This window comes from Moheibacter sediminis (assembly GCF_900176425.1).
Taxonomy (GTDB): Bacteria; Bacteroidota; Bacteroidia; order Flavobacteriales; family Weeksellaceae; genus Moheibacter; species Moheibacter sediminis.
Genome location: NZ_FWXS01000011.1, coordinates 77,819 through 91,107 on the forward strand (window position 1 = coordinate 77,819; position 13,289 = coordinate 91,107).

General features: G+C 36.3%; 10 protein-coding genes. 3 read left to right on the forward strand and 7 right to left on the reverse strand.

All coding sequences use genetic code 11. From position 1 onward, the window contains the following. Positions 1 to 19: 19 nt before the first annotated feature. From B8977_RS14030 to der, 5 genes are all read right to left on the reverse strand, one after another. Positions 20 to 598, reverse strand: a complete 579-nt coding sequence (locus B8977_RS14030; RefSeq protein ID WP_084018838.1) for a hypothetical protein — start codon at positions 596 to 598, stop codon at positions 20 to 22. Between the two features lie 115 nt (positions 599 to 713). Further along, positions 714 to 2,081 (reverse strand): T9SS type A sorting domain-containing protein, encoded by a 1,368-nt coding sequence (locus tag B8977_RS14035; protein ID WP_084018840.1) that lies wholly within the window; start codon positions 2,079 to 2,081, stop codon positions 714 to 716. A 125-nt stretch (positions 2,082 to 2,206) separates the two neighbouring features. Then, positions 2,207 to 3,664 carry a helix-turn-helix domain-containing protein gene (locus tag B8977_RS14040; RefSeq protein ID WP_159447503.1) on the reverse strand — a complete coding sequence of 486 codons (1,458 nt, stop codon included), beginning with the start codon at positions 3,662 to 3,664 and terminating at the stop codon, positions 2,207 to 2,209. A gap of 152 nt (positions 3,665 to 3,816) precedes the next feature. Next, entirely contained in the window at positions 3,817 to 5,232 is a 1,416-nt protein-coding gene (locus B8977_RS14045) for an FAD-binding oxidoreductase (RefSeq protein WP_084018844.1), read from the reverse strand. A 49-nt stretch (positions 5,233 to 5,281) separates the two neighbouring features. Further along, entirely contained in the window at positions 5,282 to 6,589 is a 1,308-nt protein-coding gene (gene der, locus B8977_RS14050; protein WP_084018846.1) for a ribosome biogenesis GTPase Der, read from the reverse strand. 221 nt (positions 6,590 to 6,810) lie between these two features. On the opposite strand from der, the gene B8977_RS14055 reads away from it, so the two are divergent. Next, positions 6,811 to 8,916 (forward strand): type IA DNA topoisomerase, encoded by a 2,106-nt coding sequence (locus tag B8977_RS14055; RefSeq protein WP_084018848.1) that lies wholly within the window; start codon positions 6,811 to 6,813, stop codon positions 8,914 to 8,916. A gap of 208 nt (positions 8,917 to 9,124) precedes the next feature. Here the strand turns inward: B8977_RS14055 and B8977_RS14060 are convergent, their stop codons facing one another. Further along, entirely contained in the window at positions 9,125 to 11,263 is a 2,139-nt protein-coding gene (locus tag B8977_RS14060; RefSeq protein ID WP_084018850.1) for a polyribonucleotide nucleotidyltransferase, read from the reverse strand. Positions 11,264 to 11,397: 134 nt separating this feature from the next. After that, entirely contained in the window at positions 11,398 to 11,667 is a 270-nt protein-coding gene (gene rpsO / locus B8977_RS14065; protein WP_084018852.1) for a 30S ribosomal protein S15, read from the reverse strand. Between the two features lie 149 nt (positions 11,668 to 11,816). Between rpsO and B8977_RS14070 the strand changes: the two genes are divergently transcribed. Together B8977_RS14070 and ubiE are read left to right on the forward strand one after the other, a co-directional pair. Beyond that, on the forward strand, positions 11,817 to 12,371 hold the full coding sequence (locus tag B8977_RS14070; RefSeq protein ID WP_084018854.1) for a hypothetical protein: 555 nt from the start codon (positions 11,817 to 11,819) through the stop codon (positions 12,369 to 12,371). Between the two features lie 81 nt (positions 12,372 to 12,452). Next, entirely contained in the window at positions 12,453 to 13,178 is a 726-nt protein-coding gene (gene ubiE, locus B8977_RS14075; protein ID WP_084018856.1) for a bifunctional demethylmenaquinone methyltransferase/2-methoxy-6-polyprenyl-1,4-benzoquinol methylase UbiE, read from the forward strand. Positions 13,179 to 13,289: the final 111 nt, after the last annotated feature.

Below are 13,289 nucleotides of genomic sequence, written 5' to 3' on the forward strand. Positions count from 1 at the left end.
TGAGAAAATTTAAAAATGGTTAAATGAAAACAGGACGTCTGGGTTTTTCGTCTTCTAAAATTTTCGCCAAAGTAGGTGGCAAAAGCGTGATGTTATTGAAGAAATCATCGAAAAAGCCCTTGGTTTCTTCTGATAATAATTCTGAATATTCTTCTATAAATGTCTCGCCATAAAGCATCGGAAGCTGCACCATTTTATTTCCGCGGAAAATTCCCACTAAATGATATTCTTCCAACTCATCAATAGACTTCCCGGTTGCGATACAGGTTGTAAGGTATTGTTTCAAATCAATTTCTACATCGTTTGAATTTTCCGGCACAGGCATTCCACCCATTTTCATGGCAAATTCCTGAATATGTTTCATAGATTCTTTGGAAATGCTCTGCATCATATCCGATTTGCAACGCTCGCAAATTGCATATTCAAAAGTCAATTCGTAGGAAGATTTATCGTGCGTTCGCTGAAATGCTTTTTCGACAAAATAATGTCCGTTTCCAAACCCGTTTCCACAGACTGAGCATTCGCTGTGCGGCTGTTTGTCTTGTTCTGAATAAAATTGTTCCGGAATATCTTCGTTGAAATTGAAAAAAAAGTGCACGTCGTTTTATTTTAAATGTAAAATTAGGCATTTTGAATTGATTCAAATTCATTCCAAAAAAGAAACCTGTAGATTTCTCCACAGGCTTCCTATTTTAACCATCTTTAATTTAAACTTATTTTTTAACGATTTTGAAAGTTTCAATTTGCCCGTTTCCTAATTCTGCTTTCACCAAATAAACGCCAGTTAACAATGCTGAAGTATTGATTTTCTTAGAATTAGAATTCAAAACCTTTTGACCGGAAACATTATAGATAGAAACATTTTTGATTTCCGATTTTGAAATGATATTCAATTCATCTTTTACCGGATTTGGATAAAAACTAAAATCCGCTTTCGTCAAATCATTTACGCCCAAAGTTTCTTTGCAAAATCCTGAAACATCAAAAACCAGATTCAGTCCTTCAACTTCCGTCCAAGTCTCACCATCAAAAGATTCGAATGCATTTCCACCGATTCCTTCAAGCGAAGTAGCTTCCCAGGCAAGGAAATCTGTGAACGGAACATTGACAACGTTGTGCATTTCAATGAAATATTTTCCTTCGGTCAATTCGATGGCTTCATCAAATTCAAACTCCAACTCCACCGCAACTACTTCTAACGGAAATCCTTCAAAAGGATGATATCCGAAGAAATTTTCAGTTTTAGGACCTTTATTTGCAACGGTATAAATCACGTCACCGGGACGATCATCAATTGAATTTCTGATGCTGATGCTCGCGTTGACAATATTCCCCAATTGCAAAGTTGAAATTTTAAAATCTGTTAAATAAAAAGTAGTATTGGCCGGTACGATGAAATCATCTGTTAAACTTCCTCCTCTCAGATTCAATCCAGTTTCATATTCGTTCGATGCATTTCCCTGACTGCAAGCATCACCATAATCAGGCTGTTCTTCTCCACTGTCTGCACAAGTTCCTAAAACCTGAAAAACATTGTCATAATAAGAAAAACCACCAAACCACGGATCTGTATCAAATTTATTGAAATCAAATCTTCCCACCGAAGTCGTTTCCTGATCGGTAATTTCCCAACCTACAGCAACGCCATCACCTGGTGCGCCCTGTACCTCTAAATAGTATTTCCCTTTTGATAATGCAAAAGTTGAAGGCAAATCCACAGTTACCTCATAGACATCCATGCCTTCTATTTCTGTTGCATACAAATACATCTGGCTTGTTGGAGTCACATTTTCAAATGTTTGAAATGGCTCTCCAGGTTTTCCATTGGCATCTTCCAGAAATTTAATACGCACATATTCTAAATCTGCTTCTCCTTTTGTAACGTTCAATTTTACTTGATTCACTGTCAAAATAGTTCCGAAAGGAACATCAAAATCGGCAGCTGAAGAATATTCATACATACCCCCCGTCGTTATATTTCCACCGCTCGCTGTATTATCCGTAACCGTTCCGTAAGAACAATCCTGTGCAAAAGCAATCATTCCAGCAAACAAAATTGTCGTCAATAAAATTTTCTTCATCGTGTTGTTTAATTTTTGAGTAAATGTAATTTCAGATTGTGTAAAATACTAATGATTGTCTTTCAAAATCCTTGATTTTAAAAGACATTTTAAATTTCAAAATATTAAAAACCAATGAGTTAAATTTATTTTATCAATTTAGGCTTGTAGGAATCATGTTTGGCGGCTTCGCGCAAAAAAACCGATGGAGAAATGCCAGTAACGGATTTAAAAACTGTCGCAAATGAACTGTGAGAAGTAAATCCTGACTCCTCGGCGAGATAACTGATTTTGTAATTCAAGTATTCAGGATGCGTATAAATTTTCTCACAAATGTGTTTGATGCGAAGCTCATTGATGTATGCATTGAAGTTTTTACCTTTATAATTATTGATTACTTCAGAAAGGTAGGTCGTATTGGTTTTGAGCTGAACCGCCAAAGTAGAAATCGTCAGTTTTGGATTGGTGAATTTTTGAGAATTTTCAAATTTCTCCAATTTGAAAAGAATTTCTTCCTCGACAGAACTTGGAATTGAATTTTCTTCTTTTATTAATTTTTCCTTCTCTGAAACAATTGGATTTTCAAGTTTTCCCTTCAAATCAATGATAATTTTCTCAAAAATAATACGCTCTTTTTTCCTTTTAAAAATTAAATAAATAATGACGATTAACATTAAAATCAGAAATGAAATGCTTCCGATTATCAAGAATTTATTGTTTCTGTCTGACTGCGAAAGCGCAAGCGAAAAATCTTTTTGTTCGGCATCGATGGCAGAATTTATCGCATTCAATCCTGTTAATTGCAAAGAATCTTTGAGTTTGATATATTTTTCATTGTAGAAATAATATTGATCATTATTCCCTAATTCTTTATAATTCTGAGAAAGATTGAGATAAATTTCCGATTCAAGCCTTTTGTCTTTGAATTCTTGATCATTCAAAACAATTTGAAGCGAATCAACTGCACGCTGGTAAAAACCTTTTTGCGTATAAATTTTTGCCAGAGAATTATAAATGAAAAAATTTAAATCTTTGTTCTTATCGTCTTTTATTTGAATCGCTTTGTTCAAATAAAATTCTGAAGAATCCGGCTGATTCATGTACAAATATGAATTCCCGATGTTGTACAAAGACCTTCTGTAATGATAAGTTATCTGCATTCCCGGCTCAATCATATCCTGAAAATGAGTCAACGACTGCTTGTAATTTTGATTGGCAATTTTATAATTTTGATTGTCAAATTCTACATTTCCGAGTTCGAGATAAGACAAACCTTTGAGTGAATATTTTTTGTTTCCTTCGGGTAATTTATCGATTTCTGCGATGGCTTTGTTCAGGTAAAATTTTGCTTTTTCATTCAATTTTAAATGAATGTATTGATGCGCTATGGAACCGTAAATTTTTGCAGTCAGCTCATGATTTCCAGTTTTTTCAGCAATATTTTTCGCTTCAAAAAACAATTCCGTCGATTTGTCCAAATCATTTTTTTCAAAATAAGCAACACCCAGCAAACCTAAAACCCTGCCTTTTTGTTCATCTGAACTGGTTTGTTTCAGAATAAAATCTCCCAATTTGATGATTTCATCGGGTTTATTTTTATTCATATTAAACATAACCTTTTCCAAACTATCCAGATTCTGTTTTTCGTTTTGAGAAAATGAAAAGGGCGAAAAAAGTAAAATACTTATAATTAAATAAATATGAAAATTAAAGCGATGCAAAAATTTAGATTTGGGATTAAATGTATTAAAAAATCTCAAATCCAAACCTTTCCCGGATTCATTATATTTTTTGGGTCGATGGATTGTTTGATGGATTTCTGTAAATCTAAATTTGCCTGTGAGAACACAATTGGCAAGTAGGATTTCTGAATCAATCCGATTCCATGTTCACCAGAAATTGTTCCTCCTAACTTCTTTACTTCTTCAAATAATTTTTTCAAAATGATTTGAATTTCGGGGTTGTTATAGGAGTTTTTATGAATTGGGTGATTGATTCTCACATGCAGATTTCCGTCACCTGCATGACCATAACAAACTACTTTATAGTCATTTTCGTTTGCCAGTTTATGCATTCCTTCTACTAATTTCGCCAGGTTTGCACGCGGAACAACTGTATCTTCTTCAATAGTATATCCGTTCATTTTCACTATTTCCGCAACGCGGCGGCGGATTTTCCAGATTCTTTCTTTTTCTAATTCTGCGTCAGCAAAAAGAATTTCTCCAATGTCAAATTTACCCAAAACTTCAGCCGTTTTCTGCGCTTCATTCATGATGGATTCAAAAGAATTTCCATCAAACATGATGAGTAAATGAGCTTCGTTATTTTCAAATAAATCTTTATTTAACCCTTCCAGAAATGAATTTTGTTCTAAATATTCGGTTGTAATCTGAATTGCATTTTTCTCCATGAATTCCAGTGCGGCTGGATTTAATCCTGCGTACATGATTTCGGAAACAGCATCGCAAGCTTCATACAAATTCCGGAAAGGAACGAGCATTGAAACATCAAATTTAGGTTGCGGCATGACTTTCAAAACTGCTTTCGTAATTATCCCCAATGTTCCTTCACTTCCAACAAACAATTGAGTCAGATTCAATCCTGTACTGTTTTTCAGAGTATTTGCACCTGTCCAGATAATTTCTCCATTAGGCAAAACTACTTCCAGATTCAAGACATAATTCGACGTCACACCATATTTCACAGCTTTAGGTCCGCCAGCATTGGTTGCAATATTTCCGCCGATTAACGAACTCTGCCAACTGCTTGGATCAGGCGGAAAAAATAAATTATGCTGAAATAATGCTTGTTGCAAATTAAAATTAATCACGCCCGCCTCAACTGTAACCTGAAAGTTTTTGGTATCAATATCCAGAATTTTATGCATTCGTTCCACAGATAATAAGACACCACCTTTTACAGGTAATGCACCGCCGGCGAGACCTGTTCCGGCGCCGCGTGGCGTGATGGGCAATAATTCCTTATGGCAATATTTAACAATCTCGGAAATTTCTTCTGAAGTGTGTGGTTTCAAAACGATATCTGGAAAAAACTCAAGTTTTTCAGTCGCGTCAGAAGCATAAATTTCAAAATCAGAAATTAAAACATTTTCAGTTCCGATTAAATTTCGGAAAAATTGAATGTCTGTATCTGTAAGAAATTTATACTCCACAATTTCGTTTAAAATTAAATGTTCAAACGTCCACTATCCCGCATCCAGTCTATTTCTGTCTGAAATAAACTTCAATCGGAACGCCTGTAAAATTAAAATGTTTACGCAATTGGTTTTCTATGAAGCGTTTGTAAGGTTCTTTTACGTATTGCGGCAAGTTGGCAAAAAATGCAAACTGCGGAGTACGTGTCGGCAACTGCGTTACGTATTTGATTTTAATATATTTACCCTTGATTGCAGGTGGCGGAGTAATTTCCATAATTGGAAGAAGCAATTCATTAAGCCTGCTGGTTTTGATTCTTCTGTTACGGTTTTCATTTACTTCCATGATGATTTCAACGGTTTTATGTACACGTTGCTTTGTCAATGCGGAAACGAAAAGAATCGGCACATCATTAAATGGTGCAATTTTATTACGGATTTCGGCTTCATAAGCCTTCATCGTATTGGTTTCTTTTTCTATCAAATCCCATTTATTGACTAAAATCACAAGACCTTTTCGGTTTCTTTCGGCCAAAAATAAAATGTTCAAATCCTGTGCTTCGATTCCTCGCGTCGCATCAATCATCAGTACACAAACATCACACTCTTCTACAGCACGAACAGCGCGCATCACAGAATAAAACTCTAAATCTTCGCTGACCTTTCCTTTTTTACGCATTCCTGCAGTATCAATCAACACAAATTCATGACCGAATTTGTTGTATAAAGTTTCGATAGAATCACGTGTTGTACCTGCAATATCGGTTACAATGTTTCTTTCTTCGTCAAGCAAAGCGTTTGTCAATGTAGATTTCCCTGCATTTGGACGTCCTACAATCGCTACTCTTGGCAATCCTTCAAAAGGATCTTTATGATCGCCTTGGTCAAAATGTGTAACCACTTCATCCAACAATTCTCCTGTTCCACTTCCGCTTTGAGAAGAAACTGTAAAGAATTGCTCAAATCCTAAATTGTAGAATTCGTAAGTATCATCAATATTTTTGTTGGAATCAACTTTATTTACCACTAACAAAACCGGCTTTTTGCTTTTGCGAAGTAATTGTGCAACTTCTTTGTCCATATCGGTCAGACCAACCTGATTGTCCACCATAAAAAGGATTACATTGGATTCTTCTATGGCGAGTTCAACTTGTTTACGGATTTCAACTTCAAAGGCATCCTCGGAACCAATGATGTATCCGCCGGTGTCGATGATGGTAAATTCATTTCCGTTCCAATCGCTTTTTCCGTAGTGACGGTCGCGGGTAACGCCCGAAACGTTATCTACGATGGCTTGGCGTTTTTGAACTAATCGGTTAAAAAATGTGGATTTGCCGACATTAGGACGGCCTACAATTGCTACAATGTTTGACATGAAAAATGTTTAATAAAAAAGTTAATTATTAATGGGTAACTCAAAGGAGCCCAATTTTTTGGCAAAGGTACAATTTGTCAAGCAGTTAAAAGACTGATTTATACTAAATCTATTTTTTTGTGAATTTCTTCAATTTTTCAAATGTAACATCTACTTTTAAAGTTCAGTTAGAATTAATAAAAAAATGTAGACTTTTGCTTTCTCAAAATGAAATTGAATAAATGATTCTCTGCATCGCCGAAAAACCAAGTGTCGCACGCGATATCGCCAAAGTTCTCGGGGCCACTGCCTCCCGCAACGGTTATATGGAGGGCAATGGTTATTGTGTCACATGGACATTCGGACACCTTTGCACGCTCAAAGAACCACATGATTACAATCCTAATTTGAAATATTGGAATTTGAGCACATTGCCCATTATTCCTCAAAAATTCGGCATCAAATTAATCCCTAACAAAGGAGTCGAAAAACAATTTGAAACCATTGAAAAATTGGTGCAGGAATGTGATGAAGTGATTAATTGTGGTGATGCCGGGCAAGAGGGAGAGGTTATCCAACGTTGGGTTTTACAGAAAGCAGGTTGCAACAAACCGATGAAACGTTTATGGATTTCCTCGCTTACGGAAGATTCAATCAAAGAAGGTTTCGCCAATTTGAAACCGGCTGAAGATTACATGAATTTGTACCTTGCGGGAAATGCCCGCGCAGTCGGCGATTGGCTTTTGGGGATTAATGCAACGCGATTGTTTACCAAAAAATTTGGTGGAGGAAAAGCAGTTTTGTCAATTGGAAGGGTTCAAACCCCAACTTTGGCGATGATTGTCCAACGCCAAAAAGAAATCAATGCTTTCAACACCGAAGATTACTGGGAACTCAAAACCAAATACCGTGAAGTAATTTTTAACGCGGCGATTGACAGATTAAATTCCGTTGAACGCGCCGAAAAAGGTTTGGAATATTTGAAACAACATCCATTTGAAATTGTTTCTTTTGAAATCAAAGAAGGAAAAGAAAAGAATCCGCGTTTGTTTGATTTGACGGCTTTACAGGTGGAAGCCAATAAAAAATACGGTTATTCGGCAGAAAACACATTGAAGCACATCCAGAGTTTGTACGAGAAAAAACACGTGACTTATCCGCGTGTGGACACTACTTATTTGTCAGAAAACCTTCATCCGAAAATGAATGGAATTCTTCAAAAGATGAATTTTTATCAGGATTTGGTTGCGCCGCTTTTACAAAAACCAATTCAAAAATCGAAAGCCGTTTTTGACGACACAAAAGTGACCGACCACCACGCCATCATTCCCACAGAAATTCCACCTTCCTCGAGTTTAAACATCGAAGAAAAATATATTTATGATTTGGTGGCGCGACGGTTTATTGCGGTTTTTTATCCCGAATGTAAAATTTCAAATACGTTGGTGGAAGGACAAGTCGGAACGATTCCTTTCAAAGCAAATGGGAAACAAATCCTTGAACCGGGTTGGCGCGAAGTTTATGCCAAAGACAAAAAAGAAGAGTCCGAAGAAAATAAAGAGGAGGAACAAACGATTCCTGAATTCAACGTGGGAGAATCGGGTCCGCACGAACCCTTAATTCACCAAGGAAAAACGACCCCGCCGAAATATTTCACCGAAGCAACTTTGTTGCGAGCGATGGAAACTGCAGGAAAACAAGTCGAAGATGAAGAATTGCGCGAGATGATGAAAAATAACGGAATCGGTCGCCCATCGACACGTGCGAACATCATCGAAACACTATTTCGCCGAAAATACATCGAGAAAAAACGCAAGAATCTCGTTGCTACATCCACCGGAATGGAACTCATCGACACCATCGAAGATGAATTGCTCAAAAGTCCTGAACTCACGGGTGAATGGGAATTTAAACTTCGGAAAATCGAAAGCGGTGAATACGAAGCAAATCAATTCAAGGAAGAATTGATAAAAATGGTTTGGGAATTGACGCAGAAAGTTATCCGAGGTCAAGGAAAAACAATCGAGCTTCACGAAGAAAAACCGGAAGAAAAAAAGGAAAAAATTCCTCGTAAAAAATCAGAGATTCTTTGGGAAGAAACTGATTGCCCGAAATGCAAATCCAACAAATTAATCAAAGGAAAAACTGCAATTGGCTGTACAGATTTTAAAAATTGTGGGTTCAAAGTTCCATTTGAAATCTTCGGCAAAAAATTAACCGAAAAACAAATCCAAGATTTAATTCTTAAAGGAAAAACTTCAAAGCTGAAAGGCTTTAAATTGCATCCTGAGAATTTGGAAGAAGGTGTTTTGAGTTTGGGTGATGGGTGTGAGATGGAATTGAATTAGAGTTTTCTTTTATCCTGACTTTGAGAATTTGAGAAAAAAGATAAAATTTTAATTTCATCACCTACAATTCTATAGTACAAAGTGTTGACTCTCAAAACAATTGCTTTATGAATATCATTTACATCTGATTTTGGATAAATCAATGGATTTTATAAAAAAACGCCTCCTAAAAAGGAAGCGTTTCAGTATTATCAATCCGAATCAGAAATTATTCTGCCGGTTTATCAGCTCTTTCCGGTTTTGGCAATAATGCCTTGATGGAAAGTTTCATTTTCTTTTTGTCGTCGTAACCTAAGAATTTCACTTTTACTTTGTCATTTAAATTCAAAGCTTCTTCTACAGTATTCAAACGTTTATGTTCAATTTCAGAAATGTGAACCAAACCTTCTACGCCTTTTGAAATTTCAACAAAAGCACCAAATGGTTTGATAGATTTCACAACCGCATCATAAACTCCGCCCGGTTCAGGAACGAAAGCGATTTGTTTGATTCTTGCGATTGCTGCATCGATTTTTTCTTGGTCAACACCAGCGATTTCAACGCGTCCTGAAGTTTCTGTTTCCTCGATTGCGATAACCGTTCCGGTTTCTTTCTGTAATTCCTGAATAATTTTTCCACCAGGTCCGATTACTGCACCGATGAATTCTTTTGGAATTTCTATTACGATTAATTTCGGAGCATTTGGTTTCAATTGTGTTCTTGGTTCAGAAAGTGTTTTCATCATTTCACCTAAAATGTGCAAACGACCTTCGCGTGCTTGTTCCAATGCTTGTTTCATGATGTCCATTGACAATCCCTGGATTTTGATATCCATCTGACAAGCTGTGATACCGTCTTTTGTTCCGGTAACCTTGAAATCCATGTCACCTAAGTGATCTTCATCACCCAAGATGTCAGATAGTACAGTGAATTTACCTGATTTTTGGTCAGTGATTAAACCCATCGCAATACCTGAAACCGGCTTCTTGATTGGCACACCACCGTCCATCAACGCCAAACATCCGGCACAAACTGTTGCCATCGAAGACGAACCATTGGATTCTAAGATGTCAGAAACGATACGAACTGTATATCCGTAATCATCTGGTAAAATATAAGTCAAAGCTCTTTGCGCCAAGTTTCCGTGACCAACCTCCCTACGTGAAGTTCCTCTCAAAGGACGTGCTTCTCCGGTAGAAAATGGTGGGAAATTATAGTGTAAAAAGAATTTTTCATCGTGTTGTGAAGCTACACTGTCAATCATGTTTGCATCTTTAGAAGAACCTAAAGTCAAGGCTGTCAATGATTGGGTTTCACCTCTTGTAAAAACAGCAGAACCGTGTGCTCCCGGCAAATAATCCACTTCGCTCCAAATCGGACGAATTGTTTTCGGGTCACGACCGTCCAAACGAATGTTTTCATTCAAAATCATTTGACGCATCGCTTCTTTTTCCACATCGTGGTAATAAACTTTGGCAAAGGGTTTTACTTCATCTAATTCTTCTTCTGAATACTGAGAAAGGAATTCTTCCAAAACTGCTTTGAAATTATCACCTCTTTCTTCCTTTGCTGAAGGCGTTTTAGCTACTTCATAAACTTTATCATACGTTTCTTTCCACACTTTCTCACGAATTTCTTCATTGTGAGTTTCGTGTGAATATTCTCTTTTTGGAAGAACGTTAGCAACTCTTGCAGCCAATCTTTCTTGCGCTTCGATTTGTTTTTTGATTTCTTCGTGTGCAAATTCAATTGCCTCAATCATTTCTGCTTCGGAAATTTCTTTCATTTCACCTTCTACCATCACGATAGAATCTTTGGTTGCACCTACCATGATGTCCAAATCGGATTGTTTCAATTGTTCCAAACTTGGATTGATCATCAATTTACCATCCAAACGGATAACACGTGCTTCTGACATCGGCCCGTTAAAAGGAATATCTGTGATTGCAATCGCTGCAGAAGCGGCCAAACCAGCCAATGCTTCCGGCATTACATCTTTGTCATAAGAAATAAGTGAAATCATCACCTGTACTTCAGCATGGAAATCTTCCGGGAAAAGCGGACGCAAAACGCGGTCAACCAATCTCATTGTTAAAATTTCTTCGTCAGAAGGTCTTGCTTCTCTTCTAAAAAAGTTACCTGGGATACGTCCCGCTGCATAAAATTTTTCTCTATAATCTACCGTTAAAGGTAAAAAGTCAACACCAGGATTGGCATCTTTGTTGGCTACAACAGTTGCTAAAAGCATTGTGTCGCCCATTCTTACAACAACCGAACCGTTAGCCTGTTTAGCCAACTTCCCTGTTTCGATTGTGATTTCCCTGCCGTCTGCAAGGATAATTTTTTCTGTGATTGCTTGTGGAATCATTCGTCTATTTGTTTTAATTCGTCTTGGCGAAACCGTTTGTCTCACCGGGTTATATATAGTTTTTCTATAATTTCATTTTATAAAATGAAAAAAGGCAATCTTGCAATTGCCTTTTTATTTTGTTTTGAATCAGATTATTTACGAAGACCAAGCTCGGCGATGATCGCACGGTATCTTTCGATGTCTTTGTTTTTCAAATAGTCTAATAAGGCTTTTCTTTTACCTACCAATCTTACCAATGATTTCTCAGTGTTAAAATCTTTTCTGTTCACTTTCAAGTGTTCTGTCAAGTGATTGATTCTGTACGTAAAAAGAGCAACTTGCCCTTCAGCTGAACCGGTATCTGCATTAGATTTACCGTGTTTTGCAAAAATTTCCTGTTTTTTTTCTGTTGTCAAATACATTCCAATATTGTTTTAATGATTATTATGTATGCGGGTGCAAATGTATGAAATTTAATTGAGTTTAGAAACTTTATGTTATTTCTCATTTGAATTCATTTTTGAATGGGTAAATTTGCAAGGAAAAACGCCTTGAAAAGCAAAAAAATCAAATGAAAAAAAATCCAAGCCTTATCGGATTGCTGGCAACAATTGCAATTATTGCAGCTGCTTATTTCACCTATAAATTATTTCTGGAGAAAAAAGACAGTTATTTGATTGCCAATCCTACTGAAGAATCGCTCAAATTAAAAATTGACAATCAGGATTATTCCATTGCCCCCAATCAAACTACGGAAATCAAATTGACGCCGGGCAAGCATAAAATCAATTTTGATTACCAAGGAAAAACAATTGACACTGTTTTTGAAGTCAAATATTACAATGGCGTGATCAATCCTACGGGAGCCGATTATTATATTTTCACACGACCTTATGGACCGGCAAGAAATAAAGATTCTCTCTTCACAACACAAACAACAACGATTGATGAAAAAATTTTTTATGGAAACATCAAACATTCCAACGAATTATACATCCAAGGATTTTATTATAATTTAAATCATGATTATCCTAAATTCTTCTACAATAAAGGTCTGAAAACAGATATTTCAAAAATATTTTCCAAGGACGACTTCAAACAATTTTATTTTGAAAATTACGAGTAAATTTTATTGGTTTAAAGTTTCAGGTTCAATGTTTCAAGTTATTTCTAATTTCTAATTTCTAAGTTTTACCTTTGCGAACTTATGAGTACAGTAAAACCTTATTCGGATTCGGATTTAAGCAAAAAACAGCAGGTCGAGCAGATGTTCGACAACATTTCTCCAAAATACGATTTACTCAATCGGGTATTGTCAATGGGGATTGATGTTAGCTGGCGAAAAAAAGTTGTTAAATCAATCAAAGCCTCCAATCCGAAGACCATTCTCGACATTGCAACCGGAACGGGTGATTTGGCAATCCAGATGGCGAAATCTACCGAGGCCAAAATTACCGGATTTGACCTTTCTGCCGGAATGTTGGAGGTTGGAAGAAAAAAAGTAAAAGAAGAAGGTTTGGAAAACCGAATCGAAATGATTCAGGGTGATGCTGAAAACATGCCTTTTGAAGACAATTCTTTTGACTGTATCACAGTTGCATTTGGTGTTCGGAATTTTGAAAATCTGGAAAAAGGTTTAAATGATATTTACCGAGTTTTGAAACCGGGAGGAAAATTTATTATTCTGGAATTTTCACAACCCGAATCCTTCCCGATGAAGCAATTGTACGGATTTTATTCAAAAAATATTTTACCACAAATCGGAAAAAAAATCTCCAAAGACCAAAGCGCTTACACCTATCTCCCTGACTCTGTAAAAGCTTTTCCCTATGGTGAGAAAATGAAATTAATTTTAAAAAATTCAAATTTTGTACAACCTTTCGATAAAAAACTTACTTTTGGAATCGCAAGCATTTACGAAAGCTCAAAATAAAACACACAAAAATTCGTTAAGGAAAGGTATGTGAAATAAGCTGTAAAACATTACAATCACAGATTCAAATGATTACAGTAAATTACATCTGACCGCTTTAGAAAAAAATAT